The following is a 17502-nucleotide window of genomic DNA, read 5'->3' on the forward strand; positions in this document are numbered from 1 at the left end:
TAACTTTTGTGGCAAAGCCGTGCGCCGCTTTCGCCCGGAACGCGCGGCCTCTGTCGCAATTATGCTTAACATCGACTGTTAAAATTCGAATGAATTCTCGGCAGGCGTCCCGATACGAGGAGAATAGGTACAATTTGAATTAAATTGCGTCGCTTTTTGCAATCGGCTGTTCGCCGGTCGCCTGTAGCTTCTTCACAAGCCCGAAAAACGGGACAAAGGCCGATGACCCGAAACCGGGCGGGGCTTTAGAAAACAAAGATCATCTGGCAGGGTGTCTGACAATGTGGTTTCTGATCAAGGGAACATTCTGGTTTTCGCTGGTGCTAGTGGCGCTGTCCTATTTCGGCAGCAGCAACGATCCGGCCAAGGAACCTTCGGCCTTCGATATTCCCAGCGCCGTTTCGGCCGCCGGTGAAGCCTATCGTTATGTCAGCGCCATCTGCATCGAAAAGCCCGATGTCTGCGTCAAGGGCGCCGAAACCTTCCACGCGCTCGGTGAGCGGGCAAAGGAAGGCGCGAAGGTCGCCTATGAGCTGCTGGACAAGCAGCTTGCTTCCGGTGACAAGCCCGCTCCCGCCGCTGAACTCGCGGCCGAGACCGAAAAACTGGCCGAAGTCCCGGTCGTCAGCGTCGAATTTCCGAAGGATACCGACATGCTGAAGACCGGCACCGTCATTCCTCTGCCGCAGAAGCGCCCTGCGCCCTGATGCTGTCGCCCTGATCCCTGCCGGCCAGCGCGCCACAACCCCTTTTTTGCAGCCGAAAATATCCGGCTGCCGATTGCCTGCCTGACTTGCCCACGGAAACCTGTTTTCCGTGGGCTTTTTCATGGTCCATGGTTCAAAACCGGCCGCACTTCCCCTATATCCTAGCAAACACCTTGCAATGATGGATGATACGGCGCGCAAATGGCCTCTCTCGAAACGATCCTTGACGACTTCGCCTTCCTCGACGACTGGGAGGATCGCTATCGCTATGTCATCGAACTCGGCAAGGCGCTTCCCGATCTGCCGGAAGACAAGCGCGCGCCCGAGAACAAGGTGCATGGCTGCGCAAGCCAGGTCTGGCTCGTCAGCCATAGCGATGGCGCCGAAGACCCTCTCCTGACCTTCGAAGGCGATTCGGATGCGCATATCGTGCGCGGCCTCGTCGCCATCGTGCTCGCCGTCTATTCCGGCAAGAGAGCCTCCGAAATCGCCGATCTCGACGCGATTGAGGTGTTCGACAGGATCGGGCTGGTGGAACATCTGTCGTCGCAGCGCGCCAACGGCCTGCGCTCCATGATCAAGCGCATCCGCGAGGAAGCCCGGCTGCTGGCAGCCTGACTTTCACCTCGTCATCGACGGGCGATAATCCGCATCGCCCCAATGGTGTTCCTTCCTGCCCGCGCGGGCCGCAGGCGGCGCATAATGGCGGGCGAGCGCCAGCAGTGCTGCGCGCAGCAGCAGTTTTGCCGACCGCGCCGGCCATTGCCTTTCGCGCTCCACCGTCTCCAGCCCCTTTTCGAAGCAGCAGATATCGATGGCGACGCCCGCCAGTTCAGGCCCCATCGCATCGGCCGCGCGGGAAAACCGCGTTCTTGCGGCCATTGCCGCCTCGGTGAGATCGAGCGCCCCTCCCGCCTCACCTTTGGTGCGGTTCGCTATTCTCGGCTCCCATGTCGCTGTTACCTTCGGATTGAGATGGCCGCGATGAAAATCGGCGGCAAGGCGTTCACCCGCCCCCAGAGCATCCGCCGGGAAAAACGCCGCACCGTCCCGTTCCTTCAGCCTTGCAAGGCTGGTCAGGGGAGAGCTGTTGAGATTGCGCCGGGCCGGCTGCTTTCCTTCGCCGACATCCACAATAACCGTCTGCATATGCCGGTGCTGGTCCTGAAAAACCTCATCCCGGTCTTTCGCCATTGCACGTTTCAGCCAGGAAGCGAGCGGCGGCGCGGCGGAAAGGGTGTTTTCCCGCTGCTCGACCAGCCCGGAAGAAATGGCAAACCGCACCGTCGCGGCCGAAAACCGCAACACAGGATGGCCTGCCCGCACCCGGCGCAGGACGATGTCGCCACCCTCCTGCGACATCTCCACCGCGCCCGCGGCGATGCAACGCAGCAGCCGCAGGAGATGTGGGTTCTGGGGGGAGATCGGGGCGCTTTTTTCCTCACTCATCCCGGGCGCCTTTCATCGCATTGAAGATATTGCCGGTAAGTCGCTCCAGCGCGGCGACGAACTCATCGAATGCCGGTTCGTCACGCCGGTCCTCCACCACCTGGCAGGCATGGCCCACCGTCGTCCTGTCCCGGCCGAAACAGGGTCCGATATCCGACATGGGAATGCCCAGCTGCACATGGCACACATACATGGCAATCTGGCGGATGTGGCATTCCGTGCGCCGGCTGTCGCGGCGCACCAGCGTTCGGTCGCCGGTCAATTGCACCATCTCGCCGGTGAGCTGCCGTACCAGACGGCAGAGACGGGAAATCTCCTCCCGCCCCGCCGCAGACGGCCAATGACGAAAAGGTCGATCACCGACACGCACGCAAGGCCGCGCGGCGGCAGGCAGAAACACAGTATCCGACGGCATATGCAACTCCTCTACGAATAGGAATTAATTCATAAGCCTGAGGAAGTGCGTGGGGAAGCGTGAATTTGCAGAAGAAGAACATGCCTCTGATATGGTTCTATATTTTTTAGAAATGAGGTCTTCTATAAAGGATTTTTTTCCTCACCAAATATTCGAAGCGGCAATAAAAAAGCCGGTCTACGGACCGGCTGGATATTCATGTGATGTAAAGACAGTTTCTAAGGAAACATGGGGAGCGGGCGAATGCGCACTGCCGCCTTCTCCCCGCCGGGGAGAAGGTCACGGCAGCAGGTTGAGGGGGTAAGGGTACAGATATGCGGAGAACTTGCCCCCTCATCCGACCCTTCGGGCCACCTTCTCCCTGACGGGGAGAAGAAACACCCCCCGCAGATCCGCGTTAAAATCAACGGCTGGCCTTGCGGCGCTGACCGAGACCCATTTCCTTGGCGAGCCGCGAGCGGGCTTCGGCATAGGCGGGCGCAACCATCGGATAGTCGACCGGCAGGTCCCACTTTTCGCGATATTCTTCCGGCGTCATGCTGTGATGCGTCGTCAGATGCCGCTTGAGCGACTTGAACGAGCCGCCGCATTCCAAACAGACGATGTGGTCATCCTGAACCGACTTGCGGACGGAGACGGCAGGCTTCTGCTTTTCGACATTGACCGCCACCGACGCCGGCGCCGATGTTCCGCTGAGCGCCGTGTGAACATCCGAAATAAGACCGGGAAGGTCAGTTACCGGAACGACGTGGTTGCTAACATAGGCAGCCACAATATCCGCCGTCAGTTCGACCAGCAGATCCTGGGCGTTACCGTATGCAGTTTCCGTCATTTAAGTATCTCCTGTTTATTGATCCCCTGACGCGGGCAAACGCCGCATCGAGCGATGTGAAGTTACCCGGTGCCCCACCTTCGCCTTGTTGAAACCAACATGAAACCTACCCCTAGATTTCGAGCGAAAACCGGAAACGAATTGGTCCGAGATTCAACGTATGGCCCGCGACATGGGCAGCAATGGCCCGGCGGGCCATAGATTAGACATTAATAAAATGCCTATGCCGACTATGAAGAGGCTAGATGCAAATTACGACTAGCAATTTTACACTTAATTTGGATAACAGCAAAACAGCAAAAGTCAAATTCCTATTGCGGATTTTTCAGTTCAAAACAGTCTAATTGGAATACAAAAAATTACGGGTAATAAAATACTAGACCAAGTAGCAATTGAAAATGAATACCCCCAATTATTGGGGGTATTTTCAACTTGAAATTTTCTTCATGTCATCAACTACCGATTTAACGGCAAGCGGATAACCTGCCTTATGAGCGGCCATAGCAAGAAGATGCGCCGAGACCGGCGCTGTAAGGACAAAGAAGAAGAAACCGGCAAGCGCCCGCGCCAGCGTCGATATTTCCATGGAATGAATGCCGACCGCCAGAAGCAGCAGGCCGGAACCCACCGTTCCCGCCTTGGAAGCCGCATGCATGCGGGTATAGACATCCGGCAGCCGATTGAGCCCGATTGCCGCGATCAGCGAGAAAATGGCGCCCGAGAGCAGCAGCACTGAAACGAAAATAGTCACAACCCAATTCATCATCGCCGGCCTTTTCCCTTTCCGCCTACAACACCGTTTTTCATCGTTTTTTCAACGACTTCAGATGCCCTTTCACCGTCGAGAACCGTCGTCGGCCCGCGCCGCTCGTCCAGGCCCCGGGACAATACGAAGCGGGCGAAGGCCACCGTTGCCAGAAAACCGACCAGCCCGAGCGCGATGGCGATGTCGACATAAAGATTGAAGCCGGTGCGGATGGCGATGACCGCGATGAAGCCGATGGCGATGCCCACCAGCATGTCGAGCGCAACGATACGGTCCGGCAAGGTGGGGCCGACGACGACCCGATATACTGTCAGCAAAAAGGCGGCCGACAGAACAACCGATGCAAGTATAGTTGCAAATGAAACTGTCTGTTCTGGCGTCATATTTGAAACGCCTCCATGATCTTTTTTTCAAAGCCGTTGCGGATGTCGTTTTTCGTGGCCTCGACATCGCTGCAGTCAATCGCGTGCACGTAAAGCGTTTTTCTGTCCGCCGAAACATCGACCGAAAGCGTGCCCGGCGTGAGCGTGATGAGGTTGGCGAGCAGCGTGATCTGGAAATCCGTCGTCACCGTCAGCGGATAGGCGAAAATGCCGGGCTGCACGTCGAGCTTCGGCCGCGTCACCAGCATGGCGACCTTCCATGCGGAGAGCGCCAGCTCCTTGAAGAACAGCAGCACCAGCGACAGCATACGGGCGAACCTCAGCCAGTGGTTACGTCCGGCGGGAAGCTGGTGGCGGATGATGCCAAGCGCGAGCGTCGAAACGACGAGGGCGAACAGGATGTTCGCCAGACTGACGCTGCCCGTGACAGCGAGCCATACGGCGACGAAAAGCAGTTGTACGACATAGAGGCTCATGGTTTGCCCCCTTCGGAAAAGACCGAGTTGATATAGGCCCGCGGGTCACCGAGGCCTGCGGCCGCCTGCTGGCTGAGATTGAGCAGGCTTTCCGGAAACAGGCCGAAGAATACCACCAGCAACGTCAGACCCACCAGCGGCGTAAAAGACGGCGCTGCCGAGGGTGGCGCCTGCGGCAGGGACGACTGACCTGAGGATGCCGCCACCGGACGCCAGAAACACAAAAGGAAGATTCGCCCGAAAGCGATGGTTGCGATGAAGCCGGAGGCGAGGATGGAGCCGGCGAGCCACCACGCGCCGATATCGATCGCCGATTTGACCAGCACCGCCTTCGGCCAGAAGCCGGAAAAGGGCGGCAGGCCGGAACCGGCAAAGAACAGCGCCAGCGCCAGCGCCGAAAACCACGGAGCCTGCTGGTAAAGGCCCCTGAGTGAGGTGAGGCTGAAACCTCCGCCAAGGCGGGCGGCGTGGCCGGCGGCAAGATAAAGCGCCGTCATCAGCACCATGGAGTGCAGCGCGTAAAAAATTGCGCCGGACACACCGGAGGGCGTGCCGATGGCGATACCGGCCATCATGTAACCGATGCCCGAGATGACGATATAGCCGAGCATGCGGCGGATATCGTTCTGAGCGAGCGCGCCCATGGCCCCGAGCACCATGGTCAACGCCGCCGAGATGGCGATGACGATGCTGAGTTCTTCCCGCTCGACCGGAAACAGCATGACCATGACGCGCAGCAGCGAATAGATGCCGACCTTGGTGAGCAGGCCGCCGAACAGGGCGGACACGACGATGCGCGGCGTGTGATAGGAGGCCGGCAGCCAGAAATTTACCGGAAAGGCCGCGGCTTTCATGGCGAAGGCGAGCGCGAACAGGCTCGCAAGCGTCATCAGCGGCGCTGCGTCGCGCAGCGTCGTCGCCTTCCGGGCTATATCGGCCATGTTGAGCGTGCCGAAGATGGCGTAAAGATAACCGACCGTGATCAGGAACAGCGTCGTGCCGATGAGGTTCAGAATGGCGTATTTCAGCGCGCCGTCGATCTGCTCGCGCGTCGAGCCGAGCACGATGAGACCGAAGGACGAGATCAGCAGCACCTCGAACCAGACATAAAGATTGAAGATGTCGCCGGTCAGGAACGCGCCGGTGACACCGGCCATCAAAAGCATCAGGAACGGATAAAAACCGTATCGCCTGCCGCTGGCATCGATATCCGCGCCAGCATGGATGGCGCCCGCAAGCGCCACGATGGCGGCCGCAAGCGACAGCAGCGCGCCCGTCAGGTCGGCGGTAAAGGCAATGCCGAAGGGCGGCAGCCAGCGGCCCATCACCATGGTGAACGGGCCTTCAGCGGCGACCTTCCACAAAAGCGCGGCGTCGAGCAGCACCAGCAGGAACAGCGCCGCTATGGCGACGGTCGCGTGGTGGCGGATGGCGTGGCGCATCATCATCAGCACCGCGCCTGCGCCAATGCAGAGCGCGATGGGAAGAATGATCAGCCAGTCGGTGAGCGGCACGGGCGTCGTGACGAGCGCTGCGGAAAGATCGGTGACTGCGGAAGTGGTGGAAGATGCCATGTTGTCTCAGCCTCGCCGCTCAATAACCGAGCGGCGGCATCGGCTCGCCTGCGGGTTCTGCGGTGCGCATTTCGTCCGTGTCGTCGGTCTGCAATTCCTGAAACGCACGCCAGGTCAGCACCAGAAGGAAACAGAAGAAAGAAAAGGAAATGACGATTGCCGTGAGGATGAGCGCCTGCGGCAGCGGATTGGCCGCACCCGGGGGCAGCGTGTCCATGCCGGGCGGAATGATCGGCGGCACTTCGCGCGTCAGCCTGCCCGCAGTGAACAGCAGGAGGTTCACTGCATTGCCGAGAATGGCGACGCCGAGCAGCATGCGGATGCTGTGACGCGACAGCATGAGGTAGATCGCCACCGAAAAGAAGATGCCGACGAGAATGGAGAAAACCGCTTCCATCAGTCGCTTTCCCTTTCTTCCAGCGCCAGTGCGATGGAGGTGATGGCGCCGACCACGACAAGGTAGACACCGATATCGAAGGACATGACGGTGGAGAGCGGAATTTCGACACCGAAAAGGCTCGGATAGACCCAGAGCCCGGTCATGAAGGGCACGCCGGCGGCCATGGAAACGAGGCCGGACAGCATGGACAAAAGCAGCCCCGCCCCGGCGATGGCGAGCGGATGAAACACGATGGCGCGCCGAACCGCGGTCACGCCATAGGCTATGCCGTAGATCGCCAGCGCCGAGACCGCAATCAGGCCGCCGATGAAACCGCCGCCCGGCTCATTATGGCCGCGCAACAGCACGAAGATGGAAAACAGCACCATGAGGCTGGTGACAACGGGAGTGACGGTGCGCAGAATGAGCGTGTTCATACCCGCGCTCCTTTCTTCTTCGCGGTTCTGGCCGGTCCCTTGACGGCGGCTCCCTTGACGGCGGCGGCCGGGCGGATGCGGATCAGCGCAAGGATGGCAAGGCCCGTTATCATCACGACGGCGATTTCACCGAGCGTATCCGTGCCGCGGAAGTCGACGATGATGACGTTGACCACATTGGCGCCGTGGGCGATGGCCTTGGAATAGGTGTTGTAGAAGTCCGTCAGGCGGTTGTCGAAGCTCGCCTGCGTCGCGCGCATCAGGAACAAAGCGAAGCCGGTTCCGCAGGCGATGGCGATGGTGCCGTCCATCAGCTTCTGGCCAAGGCCGCGATGGTCTGACGGCGACAGGCGAAGCCGCGTCATGACAAGCGTCAGAATGACCACCGAAAGCGTCTCGACCATGAATTGCGTGAAGGAGAGATCAGGCGCGCCGAACAGCAGAAAAATGACCGCCACCGCAAAGCCCTGAATGCCGAGCGCGATGATGGCGGTGAGCCGGCTCGACGCCGTCGGCACCGCGATGAGGCCCGCCACGGCAATGACGATGAAGGTGAGTTCATGGACCTGCATATCGTGCGGCCATGACGGCATGGACGGCAGCTCCCCATAAAGGAACAGCGGCACAAGCAGCACGGCGGCGATGACGGCGAAAGTGGCGGTAACGTAAAACTCCAGCCTACCCGGCTGAATGAGCCGGGTGATGTGGAACGAGACTTTCACCAGCATGTCGATGAAAACGTCAAAGCCCCTGTCCGGCCCCGCCCCCAACGCCTTGAAGGTGCGGTCGATCAGCCCACGGGCGGTGGAAAGCTGCGCATAGAGAGCAATGCCGAGCGCGATCGTCAGCAGCGACAGGCCGAGCGGCACGCCAATATGCGGGATGAGCGAGATTTCCACCGGGCGCGCTTCACCGGCGATGGCGCTCGCCATCGGCGTGGAGACATAGAAGTGCGCGACGCCGGAAAAGAGCGCGATCGTCAGCCCCTTCAGCGCCAGAAGCGCCGGTCCGAGCCAGAGCAACAGCGAGCCTTCATGCGCGTGTTTCGGGGTCTTCACCGGCTTGCCGAGAAAGGGTTTCAGCGCCACAGCGAAGGCGACGGCGAACATCAGCGCGTTGCCGAGGATGGCGATGCCGGTGAACAGCACGGCCCGCGGATTGCCATGCGCCAGCGCGTAATAGATCTCTTCCTTGGCGAGAAACCCGAAGAAGGGCGGCAGGCCGGCCATGGAAATCGCAGCCGCCAGCGCCGCTGTAAAGGTGATCGGCATGGCTTTTCGCAGGCCGCCGAGCTTCGTGACGTCGCGGGTGCCGGTCTCATGGTCGATGATGCCGGCGACCATGAACAGCGCGCCCTTGAACAGCGAATGCGCCACCAGATAAAGCACCGCCGCCTCGATGGCATGGGCGGAACCAAAGCCCGTCAGCATGACCAAAAGGCCGAGCGACGACACCGTGGTATAGGCGAGCATCAGCTTGAGATCGGTCTGGCGCACGGCCAGTAGCGCGCCGATAAGCATGGTCAGCCCGCCGAAGAAAGGCAGCAGGATCTGCCAGGCGGCGGTATCGCCGAGCACCGGGTTGAGCCGCATCAAGAGATAGACGCCCGCCTTCACCATGGTCGCCGAATGCAGATAGGCCGAAACCGGAGTGGGCGCTTCCATGGCGTTGGGCAGCCAGAAATGGAAGGGAAACTGCGCCGATTTGGTGAAGGCCCCGCCGAGAACCAGAAGCAGCGCGGCCAGATAAAACGGGCTGTCGCGCAAGACATCGCCGCCGCGCACCAGCATCGACAATTGCGTCATGCCGCTGATGTCCCAGATGAAGATCAGCCCTGCGAGCAGCAGGAGACCGCCGCCGCCCGTCACCACCAGCGCCTGCAACGCGGCGCGGCGCGAGGCGGCGCGCTCATGATCGAAGCCGATCAGCAGGAAGGAGGTGATGGAGGTGAGTTCCCAGAAGACGAACAGCATCAGCAGGCTGTCGGAAACGACGACGCCCAGCATCGCGCCCATGAAGAGCAGCAGGAAGGACAGGAACCGGCCCTGCTGCGGATGGCCCTTCATATAACCACCAGCATAGAGCACGATCAGCAGGCCGATGCCGGTGATCAGCAACGCGAAAGTCAGCGACAGGCCGTCGATGAACCAGGAAAAACTGAGATTGAAGCTCGGCACCCAGGCATAACCGCCTGTCACCACCCCGCCTGCCGCGATCTGCGGCAGCATCAGCGCGAAATGCGCAAAGGCGAGAGCAGGCGCAATCGCCAGAACCCATGCCGCGTTGTGGCCAAACCGTTTCACCAGGGCCGGCGCAGCGAGCGCTGCCAGAAACGGCAGAAAAAGCGATAGGAATGTCAGCGGCGTGACATCGGATGTCATTCACGTCTCCCGGGATATACCCCATCCCTGCGCGCCAATAAATGGCGTTCTTCTTTCAAATCGATTTTCCAGTTAAGGCATAGACACGCCCTTCTCAACCCAAATCGGTACTCCCGTCCCATAACGAACGCGTTATGACGTCGTTCCCCTTTCAATCGGCGGCGGCGATGACTATCTGAGACGCAAAGAAAGGATCATTCCATGAGCGATCTGACATCCCCCAAGATCAAAAAGACCGATGCCGAATGGCGTGAGCAGCTGACGCCGGAACAATATCGCATCCTGCGCGAACACGGCACCGAGCGCGCCTTCACCGGGCCCTATTGGGATACATTCCAGAAGGGCCTCTACCGCTGTGCGGCCTGCGACGAGCCGCTGTTCCTCTCCGATACGAAATTCGATGCCGGCTGCGGCTGGCCGAGCTATTTCGAGCCGGTAAAACCGGGCGCGGTGACGGAACATCGCGACGCCAGCCACGGCATGGTGCGCACGGAAATCCGTTGCGCCAATTGCGGCGGCCATCTCGGCCACGTCTTCCCGGACGGCCCGAAGCCCACCGGCCTGCGTTATTGCATCAACGGCCATTCGATGGTGTTCGAGCCGGTTTGAGGGGGTAGACCGTGCCGCGAGTTTCTTCTCCCCGCCGGGGAGAAGATGGCCCGAAGGGTCAGATGAGGGAGTAACGTTGCCGTATTTCGGGGAGCTCGCCCCCTCATCCCGCTGCCGCGGACTTCTCCCCGGCGGGGAGAAGAAACAAGCGGCATAAGCCCGATCCAGAGGTGGCCTTCAGCTTTCAGCCCAGCTTTAGTTCCATACACGTCAAATCCAGCCAGCGTCCGAACTTGGTGCCGACTTCCGAAAACCGGCCGACGACCCGGAAGCCGAGGCTTTCATGCAGGCGGATGGAGGCGATGTTTTCCGCCTCGATGGCGGCGATCAGCACATGCACGTCGTTGCCGCTCGCATGATCGATCAACGCCTGCATCAGCTTTTTGCCGATGCCGTGGCCGCGCGCATCCTTATGAACATAGACCGAATGTTCGCGGGTGTGGCGATAACCGTCAAAAGCGCGCCAGTCGCCATAAGAAGCGTAGCCTGCGACCTTGCCGTCGAGGATGGCGACGATGACCGGAAAACCGCGCGATGTGCGGGCTGCGAACCATTCCTTGCGGTTCTCCAGATCGACCACGACCTCGTTCCAGATCGCGGTCGTGTTCACCACCGCATCGTTATAAATCGCCATGATGCCGGAGAGATCGTCCACGGTCGCGTCGCGCAGTTCCACGCTCATTATTGCTTCGCCCTCATATTTCTAGATGAGCGGCTGCAAAAGACAGCTGCTCCTCTGACGAGCCTTAAGGGATGACGCCGCGCAATGTCCAGCGCGTTGCTTACCCCGTCAAAAAAAGGGCGTCAGGATGCCATCGGGACGAGGCTGAAGGCGGTGACAACGGCGAAATAATGGACAGCGGCTGCCGAGACGACGAAACCGTGCCAGATGGCATTCTGGAAGCGCAGCTTTTCCCAGACATGGAAAATCACGCCGAGCGAATAGATGACGCCGCCGGCGACGATGAGCCAGAGCGTGACGGGGGCGAGGTGCGACGACAAAGGTTCCACCACCATGATGCCGCTCCAGCCCATGGCAAGATAGAGACCAATGGCGACCCGGTCGTAGCGGCCGGGAAACAGGCATTTGAGGAGGATGCCGCAGATGGCGGCAAGCCAGATCAGCCCCAGCATGACGGCGATCAGCGGATCGTGAATGCCGCGCATCAGGAATGGCGTGTAGGTGGCGGCTATGAGGATGAAGATTGCCGAGTGATCCAGCCGGCGCAGGAACCATTTTACCCTTGAGTGCGGCCAGATATTATAGGTGAAGGACACGGAGAGGCAGGCGACAAGTCCGAGACCGTAAATCCACGCGGCGGCGATCGCGCTGAGCGTCCCCCAGGCGGTCGCGTAGAAAATCAGCGCCGTGGCACCCACCAACGCAAATACGATACCGACACCGTGGACGATGCCATCGGCGACGATCTCGTGAAAATCATACTGGCGCCCGAACCGCCACATCTCGCTCATTCGTCCAATCCCGTCTGCGTGCTTTCATCAAAGCATGGAGACAATATTAGACAGGAACAAGACAGCGGCCGGTTAACGGCGATCAAATTGCGTTCGGCGTTGTTGCGAAAGGAGAGGTCTTGTTTCGGCCTGTACCGGTGTAGCGAGCGACCGCCGCCTGTTTCTTCTCCCCGCCGGGGAGAAGGTCGCGGCAGCGGGATGAGGGGGCGAGGGTAGAGATATCCGGAGAGCTTGCCCCCTCATCCGACCCTTCGGGCCACCTTCTCCCCGCCGGGGAGAAGAAAGACGTCGCGACAACCTCGCTTATTTTTAGCCGCAATCACAAAGCCGCAGCGCATTCCTGGCAGAACGGCGTGTATGGCACCGCCTTCAGCCGATCCTCCGAAATCTTCTTGCCGCATTTGACGCAGGTGCCGAAGGTGCCGCTGGCGATACGGTCGAGGGCTGCGTCGATGGCGCGCAGCTCGTCCTGACCCACCTGCCCCAGTTCGTCCAGCACCTCGTCATTGCTGCGTTCGGTGGCGCGATCCTCGTCGTCGGGATTGCGAGGCTCTTCGAAATCGGCCTCGATTTTGTGCAGGCGGCGATAAAGCTCGCGCTGGCGGTCTCGCAGGATTTTCTCGTAAGTTTCGACATTCATGTTTTTTCCTCCAGCCGATCTTCTTGCATCGTCGCATTTCCAGACGGAAAAGCCGCCCGCAACCCTGAAATGTCAGGCTTTTATCGGTCGACCAGCACCGAGCATTTGGCGTGGCGCACCACGCGGTCGGCGGTGGCGCCGATGAAATAATTGCTGAAATCCGGCGTGTGCGACGCGATGATGATGAGGTCGGCCTTATGTTCCTCGGCGGCGGCGATGATTTCGCGCGCGGGCGCGCCGCTTCGGATTTCCTGGCTGCCCTTGAAACCGGCCCTGGTCTTGATATCCGAAAGCCTGGTCTTGGCGTCCTTGATGGCGTTTTCGATCAGGTCGACCGGCAGGTCGATCGCCATATAGCCCGGCAGCTCCTCGACAACGTTGATGAGAACGATCTCGCCATCGGGATCCAGAAGCGCCTTGGCCTTTTCGAGAATCTTTTCGCCCTTGTCGGTGGCGCTGAGGTCTACCGGTACGATGATCTTCTTGTACATGGCTGTCTCCTTTGGCTTGATCCGCCGTTTGGCGTGTCGGACTAGGCTTATATTCCCCGTTGGCACGGCCTTCACCTTGATCGAAGTCAAAGCCGGAGCCGGGCCGGAACGGGGCATTGTCAACGAATAGTGGACGGTCAATCGTCAGACGACGATCTTTGCTGAACGACGAAACCAGCCCATATTTGCCTTCGACAAACGCCGCAAAGCGGCGTCGGCCGATAATTTCGGCGACCGATCCGCCCCAGGGCGCTTCGGATTCAATATGGAGATCATGATGAGTGAAATCAAACAATTCGCCCTGACGCGGCCGGCCTATGTCGGCCAGGCGCATCTCGTCGTTCACGATCTGCCGCGCGTTTCGGATTTTTACCGGAAGATCATCGGTCTTTCCGTTCTTGAAAACAACCCGAGCGGCGAAGTGCTGGGTGTCGGCGGCCAGCCGCTGCTTACACTTTCCACCTCCGGCACGGCGCAACGCGCGCCGCGCAACGCCGCGGGCCTGTTCCACACCGCCTTCCTGATGCCGAGCCGGAACGATCTGGCCCATTGGCTGGCGCATGCCGCCCACAACAATGTCCAGTTTCAGGGCGCGTCCGACCATCTGGTCAGCGAGGCGATCTATCTTGCCGACCCGGAAGGCAACGGCATAGAAGTCTACCGCGACCGTTCGCCGGACGAATGGACCTACCAGCAGGACGGCACGGTGGAAATGGCCACCCTCGGCCTCAACCTTCAGGCGCTTTACGACAGCGCGCCGAAGACGGCCTTTACCGGTGCGGCGGCAGGAACAGCCATCGGCCATATCCATCTGCAGGTGGGCAATATTCCGCAGGCGGATGAATTTTACCAGGATGTTCTGGGGCTGAAGATCATGGCGCGTTATCCCGGCGCGAGCTTCTTCGGGTCGGGCGCCTATCACCACCACGTCGCCGCCAATATCTGGAACAGCCGGGGTGCGGCCGCCCGCAAGGACAATATGACCGGTCTTTCCGGCTATTCGCTGACCTTTAACGAGCCGGCTGCGCTTGAGACGGCGATTGCCGCGCTCGACCGGCTGGAAATCGCCACAGAGCGGCAAAGCGACGGCATTGCGCTGAAGGATCCGTGGGGCATCGGGCTGAAGCTTTCCGCATAAACACAACAGGGGCGGCAGAAATTTGTGCCGCCCCGGAACCGCCGGATTTGTCGGACGTTAGCCACCTTATTGGGGGATAGTTCGATGAATGAGAACGCCAAGCCGGATCTCGCCGACACTGCGGCCTTGCTGCTGGACAAGGCCGATCCACTTGCGACACCGGCTTCGGTTTCGCAGCGCGATGACGCGCGTAGCCAGCAACCGCTCGGACGAGAGGCGCTTGATGTCTTCGTTGCCTGGTCGATCATCGGCATTTTCCTGATCGTGTCCATGGCGGTCATCCATGAATTGTCGATGATCCTGATGCCCGTTGTGATGGCGGTTGTCGTCGGTATGATCCTCGGCGTCTCGGCCGAGAAACTGGCCTCCTACGGCATCCCGGGCGCAGGCGTCGCCATCATCCTGTCCACACTCGTCGCCGCCGTCATTTTCTTCGTGGTCAATTCGCTGGTGGACCCGGTCTCGCAGCTGGCATCGGAGGGCCCAGCCCTGATCGAGCGGACCATTGATCGCTTCTTGCCCTATTTCGAAAATATGAGGTGGCTGAATATTTCTGCGGCCACCTTCAGCATGGGCTCCATGTCCATGGAATCGCTGCTGTCGCGTAGCGGCGAAATCATCTCGTTGCTCGGCGCGAACGTGACGCCCGCGATCGTGCAGGGGCTGATCTTCCTTGCGGCGCTCCTGATGTTTCTCTACAGCCGCCTGCGGCTGCGCAAGGCCCTCATCATGGCCTTCCCGGCGCGCCATCAGCGACTTAGAACCATCCGCATCATCGGCTCGGTGGAAAAAGTGCTCGGCACCTATTTTGCCACGGCGAGCCTGATCTACGCCGCGCTTGGCGTCACCATGATCGTGATCGCTTATCTCGGAGGTCTCTCCATGCCGCTATTGTGGGGTCTTTTTGCCTTCCTTTCGAGCTTCGTGCCGTTTCTCGGCATTACCCTCATGACCATATCGCTCACCGTCGCCGGCATCATCACCCATGACAACATGGTCCTCGCGCTGCTGCCGGCGGGCGCCTTCTTCACCATTCACCTGTTGATGGAGAACCTCGCCTTCCCGGCTGTCGTCGGCCGTAACATGGAAATCAATCCCTTCCTCGTTTTCGTGATGATCATCTTCTGGACGTGGATGTGGGGGGCGGCCGGCGCGATGCTCGCCCTGCCGCTATCGTTGATCGCCATGACGGTGACACGCGAACTCTTCCCCACCCGCCGGGTGGTGCCGAACCTGCCCGACTAGCCTCTTCTTCGGCGCCATCAGGAGGCGAGCGGAACTTTTTGCACGCCGCGGAGCGTCTGCGCCATGCGGCGCTCGTGCTCGATCAGCCATTTCTTGCGCCACAGCCCGCCGCCATAGCCAGTCAGGCTGCCATCGGCGCCCAGCACACGGTGGCACGGCACAACAATGGCGATCTGGTTCGCGCCATTGGCACGCGCGACCGCACGTACGGCGGATGACCTGTCCATGGCGGTTGCGAGCGAGGAATAGCTGACGATCTCGCCCGCCGGGATTTCCCGCAGGTTGCGCCAGACATCGCGCTCGAAGGGTGTGCCATGGCCGGCAAGACGCGTTTTGAAGGCAGCCGAATGACCGGCGAAATAGGCCTTGAGTTCCGCTTCGATCTGGCCGGTCACGGCCGTTCGGCCAAGCACCATATCCGCGCCGGTGCGCGTCTTCAGCCGCTTCAATTCAGCGGCGAGCGCCGGCCGGTCGGCAAATTCGAGGAGATGCAGGGCGTGATCGTCAGCGACGGCGAGCATCGGGCCGATCGGCGTATCGATCCAGTCGCCCTTCAAGAACCCCTTGCCTTTCATCGCGACGGGCGAAGAGCCGAAGAACTGGTTGATGGCGGCGCGGAAGCCGCTGCCGGATTCATAACCGGCGTCGATCTGGGCGCCTATCACCGCTTCGCCGGAAGCGAGGCTCTCCGCCGCACCGCCCACCCGCCGCAATCTGGCGATTTCCAGAAAGCTCATGCCGAAACGGCGCTTGAAGGTGCGGCGCACGGTGGAAGGATCATGGCCGAGCGCCACCACATCCTCCTCGCGCCAGCGCCGCGCCGGGTCGCTTTCCAGCGCCGTCAGCAGCGACGTCACGGTTTCGTCGGCGGAGCCATAGGACAGCATCGGCTTGCAGCGCTTGCAGGGACGGAAACCCGCCTCCAGACATTCGGCGATGGTCTCGCGGAACCGGCAGTTTTCGATCTTCGGCTTTCGCGCCGTGCAGGTGAAGCGGCAGAAAATCTTCGTCGACGTCACACACACATAGGCCACGCCCTCATAGGCGGGGTCCTTGTTCACAAGGGCGGAATAGAGCGTTTCGGTATCGGGGCGTTTGAACAGCATCATGGGGAGGATGCTAGCGCAAATTTTTGACCCGCGCCGCCGAAAAACAGGCATGGATGTGGAAGGATGTATCTTCATCCTTCAGCCCTGACGACGGCTGCTTTCAGTGAGGTGAGCCGGTGCGGCATATTTCTTCTCCCCGCCGGGGAGAAGGTGGCGCGCAGCGCCGGATGAGGGGGCGACGGTGGAAAAATGCGGGGAGCTTGCCCCCTCATCTGCCCTTCGGGCATCTTCTCCCCGGCGGGGAGAAGAAACGGGCGGCGACCTTGCGGATCAATTCACCGGCGGTGCGAAGGACGGGTCGTCCAGCCGTGAAAAAATCACGCCGCGCGCCTTCAGCGCCAGAAGCCCTTTCACCACGCCCTCGCCCGCCTCATGGGTGGGCTGGTTGATGTGGGAGATGATGACATCGCCATCTTTTGCCGAAGCGATGTGTTTCGCCGTTGCAGCCGCACCCAGCAGCGAGCCGCCATCGCCATTGATGGAATAACCGGCCACCCGCATGCCCAGCCGGTTGATGGTGGCCATGGAGGAGTTGGTATATTTGGCCGTCGCACCGCGGAACCATTGCGGCTGGAGGCCGGTGGCGGCGACGATGGCCTGACGGCCGCCCTCCACCTCCTGCTCGACCGCCGCTTCGGAGCCGGCGGCGGCGATGCCGTAGATGGAGACCGGCTTGTCCACTGCCGGCACATGATTCTCGCCGTGATTTTCAATCTCGAACAAATCCGGATGCGCCATGAGCACGGCCAGCGCCTCGCCATTATGCTTCAGCCAGCGGGCGGTGACGAAGATCGTCGCGGGAATGCGCTCCTTCACCAGCGTATCGAGGATGCGGTGGTCGGTCTTGCCCATGCAGGCGTCCAGCGTCATCGCCACCCGCACCTTACCGTCATGCTGCGGCGACATTTTCAGCGACGGCTCGACAAGGCCGGTTCCCGCAAAGGCGACGGATGAGGCGGAGAAAAACAGGGTGGCGATGAAGAGGCGACGCAGCATTT

General features: G+C 60.5%; 21 protein-coding genes. 5 read left to right on the forward strand and 16 right to left on the reverse strand.

All coding sequences use genetic code 11. The annotated features are described in order from the left end of the window. Positions 1-281 precede the first annotated feature (281 nt). Together BS627_RS08635 and BS627_RS08640 are read left to right on the forward strand one after the other, a co-directional pair. Positions 282-707, forward strand: coding sequence for a DUF5330 domain-containing protein (locus BS627_RS08635; RefSeq protein ID WP_077982697.1), 426 nt, complete (start codon positions 282-284; stop codon positions 705-707). Positions 708-908: 201 nt separating this feature from the next. Then, complete coding sequence (locus tag BS627_RS08640) at positions 909-1325, forward strand: SufE family protein (RefSeq protein WP_077982698.1); 417 nt, start codon at positions 909-911, stop codon at positions 1323-1325. A 3-nt stretch (positions 1326-1328) separates the two neighbouring features. Here the strand turns inward: BS627_RS08640 and BS627_RS08645 are convergent, their stop codons facing one another. The 10 genes from BS627_RS08645 to BS627_RS08690 all read right to left on the reverse strand — a co-directional run bounded on the left by BS627_RS08645 (position 1329) and on the right by BS627_RS08690 (position 9799). Next, positions 1329-2156: a DUF6456 domain-containing protein gene (locus BS627_RS08645; RefSeq protein ID WP_077982699.1), complete on the reverse strand. Its 828-nt coding sequence runs from the start codon at positions 2154-2156 to the stop codon at positions 1329-1331. Continuing rightward, on the reverse strand, positions 2149-2571 hold the full coding sequence (locus BS627_RS08650; protein ID WP_077982700.1) for a helix-turn-helix domain-containing protein: 423 nt from the start codon (positions 2569-2571) through the stop codon (positions 2149-2151). Before BS627_RS08650 ends, BS627_RS08645 begins: the two co-directional genes overlap by 8 nt. A gap of 403 nt (positions 2572-2974) precedes the next feature. Continuing rightward, on the reverse strand, positions 2975-3403 hold the full coding sequence (gene ros / locus BS627_RS08655; protein WP_003497181.1) for a MucR family transcriptional regulator Ros: 429 nt from the start codon (positions 3401-3403) through the stop codon (positions 2975-2977). A 427-nt stretch (positions 3404-3830) separates the two neighbouring features. Beyond that, a complete protein-coding gene (gene mnhG / locus BS627_RS08660) occupies positions 3831-4169 on the reverse strand; it encodes a monovalent cation/H(+) antiporter subunit G (protein ID WP_077982701.1) in 339 nt (112 codons plus the stop codon). Beyond that, positions 4166-4552, reverse strand: coding sequence for a cation:proton antiporter (locus tag BS627_RS08665; protein WP_077982702.1), 387 nt, complete (start codon positions 4550-4552; stop codon positions 4166-4168). The genes mnhG and BS627_RS08665 overlap by 4 nt, the downstream gene beginning before the upstream one ends. Then, complete coding sequence (locus BS627_RS08670; RefSeq protein ID WP_077982703.1) at positions 4549-5028, reverse strand: Na+/H+ antiporter subunit E; 480 nt, start codon at positions 5026-5028, stop codon at positions 4549-4551. Before BS627_RS08670 ends, BS627_RS08665 begins: the two co-directional genes overlap by 4 nt. Next, positions 5025-6602 carry a Na+/H+ antiporter subunit D gene (locus tag BS627_RS08675; protein ID WP_077982704.1) on the reverse strand — a complete coding sequence of 526 codons (1578 nt, stop codon included), beginning with the start codon at positions 6600-6602 and terminating at the stop codon, positions 5025-5027. The genes BS627_RS08670 and BS627_RS08675 overlap by 4 nt, the downstream gene beginning before the upstream one ends. A gap of 19 nt (positions 6603-6621) precedes the next feature. Further along, complete coding sequence (locus tag BS627_RS08680) at positions 6622-6999, reverse strand: Na+/H+ antiporter subunit C (protein ID WP_077982705.1); 378 nt, start codon at positions 6997-6999, stop codon at positions 6622-6624. After that, the gene (locus BS627_RS08685) at positions 6999-7418 is read right to left on the reverse strand and encodes a Na(+)/H(+) antiporter subunit B (RefSeq protein WP_077982706.1); all 420 of its coding nucleotides are present in this window, start codon (positions 7416-7418) and stop codon (positions 6999-7001) included. The genes BS627_RS08680 and BS627_RS08685 overlap by 1 nt, the downstream gene beginning before the upstream one ends. After that, entirely contained in the window at positions 7415-9799 is a 2385-nt protein-coding gene (locus tag BS627_RS08690; RefSeq protein WP_077982707.1) for a putative monovalent cation/H+ antiporter subunit A, read from the reverse strand. Before BS627_RS08690 ends, BS627_RS08685 begins: the two co-directional genes overlap by 4 nt. Before the next feature lie 201 nt (positions 9800-10000). Between BS627_RS08690 and msrB the strand changes: the two genes are divergently transcribed. Continuing rightward, a complete protein-coding gene (gene msrB, locus BS627_RS08695; protein WP_077982708.1) occupies positions 10001-10408 on the forward strand; it encodes a peptide-methionine (R)-S-oxide reductase MsrB in 408 nt (135 codons plus the stop codon). Positions 10409-10592: 184 nt separating this feature from the next. Here msrB and BS627_RS08700 read toward each other — a convergent pair whose 3' ends face one another. The 4 genes from BS627_RS08700 to BS627_RS08715 all read right to left on the reverse strand — a co-directional run bounded on the left by BS627_RS08700 (position 10593) and on the right by BS627_RS08715 (position 13012). Beyond that, on the reverse strand, positions 10593-11090 hold the full coding sequence (locus BS627_RS08700; protein WP_077982709.1) for a GNAT family N-acetyltransferase: 498 nt from the start codon (positions 11088-11090) through the stop codon (positions 10593-10595). A 122-nt stretch (positions 11091-11212) separates the two neighbouring features. Then, positions 11213-11881: a PAQR family membrane homeostasis protein TrhA gene (trhA, locus tag BS627_RS08705; protein ID WP_077982710.1), complete on the reverse strand. Its 669-nt coding sequence runs from the start codon at positions 11879-11881 to the stop codon at positions 11213-11215. A gap of 319 nt (positions 11882-12200) precedes the next feature. Next, complete coding sequence (locus BS627_RS08710; RefSeq protein WP_077982711.1) at positions 12201-12521, reverse strand: TraR/DksA family transcriptional regulator; 321 nt, start codon at positions 12519-12521, stop codon at positions 12201-12203. An 80-nt stretch (positions 12522-12601) separates the two neighbouring features. After that, positions 12602-13012 carry a universal stress protein gene (locus BS627_RS08715; protein WP_077982712.1) on the reverse strand — a complete coding sequence of 137 codons (411 nt, stop codon included), beginning with the start codon at positions 13010-13012 and terminating at the stop codon, positions 12602-12604. 277 nt (positions 13013-13289) lie between these two features. Between BS627_RS08715 and BS627_RS08725 the strand changes: the two genes are divergently transcribed. Then, the gene (locus BS627_RS08725) at positions 13290-14150 is read left to right on the forward strand and encodes a VOC family protein (protein ID WP_077983010.1); all 861 of its coding nucleotides are present in this window, start codon (positions 13290-13292) and stop codon (positions 14148-14150) included. 84 nt (positions 14151-14234) lie between these two features. Continuing rightward, positions 14235-15395 (forward strand): AI-2E family transporter, encoded by a 1161-nt coding sequence (locus BS627_RS08730; RefSeq protein ID WP_077982713.1) that lies wholly within the window; start codon positions 14235-14237, stop codon positions 15393-15395. Positions 15396-15412: 17 nt separating this feature from the next. On the opposite strand, the gene BS627_RS08735 is transcribed toward BS627_RS08730, so the two are convergent. Together BS627_RS08735 and BS627_RS08740 are read right to left on the reverse strand one after the other, a co-directional pair. Next, complete coding sequence (locus BS627_RS08735) at positions 15413-16504, reverse strand: bifunctional transcriptional activator/DNA repair enzyme AdaA (RefSeq protein ID WP_165691181.1); 1092 nt, start codon at positions 16502-16504, stop codon at positions 15413-15415. Between the two features lie 270 nt (positions 16505-16774). Then, on the reverse strand, positions 16775-17500 hold the full coding sequence (locus tag BS627_RS08740) for a polysaccharide deacetylase family protein (RefSeq protein ID WP_077982715.1): 726 nt from the start codon (positions 17498-17500) through the stop codon (positions 16775-16777). Positions 17501-17502 lie beyond the last annotated feature (2 nt).

Source organism: Agrobacterium salinitolerans, assembly GCF_002008225.1.
In the GTDB taxonomy this organism is placed as follows: domain Bacteria; phylum Pseudomonadota; class Alphaproteobacteria; order Rhizobiales; family Rhizobiaceae; genus Agrobacterium; species Agrobacterium salinitolerans.